General features: G+C 59.0%; 1 pseudogene. It reads left to right on the forward strand.

The annotated features are described in order from the left end of the window. Nucleotides 1–439 (forward strand): annotated as a pseudogene (locus L691_RS32525) (hypothetical protein); the annotation flags it as partial.

A 439-nucleotide genomic window follows, 5' to 3' on the forward strand; every position in this document is an offset into this window, starting at 1 on the left:
GTACATCTTCAGGACGGCAGCGTCACCGCCAGTAAATTAGGTGAAGGAACGGTCGGTTCGGAGCATTTGGCCCCTTCATCCGTTAGCGGGGAACATCTGGCGGAAGGCTCGGTGGAAAGCCGCCATATCGTGCCGGGCGGAATTACGCTCCAGCATCTGTCGCCCGAGGTGCGCTTTCCGGAGCTGCTACCTGACGGTTCTCTTACCGGAAATAAGCTTGCGCCCAAGAGCATCGGCAGCGACCGGTTGGCGGACGGCGCGGTAGGCGGAGCAGAGCTTCAGGACGAAGCGGTGGACGGCTCGAAGATCGCGTCCTTCTCTATCGAGTCCCGCCATCTGGAAGAAGAGAGCGTGCAAAGTTACCATCTTGCTCCTTCCTCCATTGGCAGTGAACACTTGGCGTCATCGGCTGTTCAATCGGAACATCTGGCGGAAGGCT

It is taken from the genome of Paenibacillus zanthoxyli JH29, assembly GCF_000520715.1.
Taxonomy (GTDB): Bacteria; Bacillota; Bacilli; order Paenibacillales; family Paenibacillaceae; genus Paenibacillus_AQ; species Paenibacillus_AQ zanthoxyli.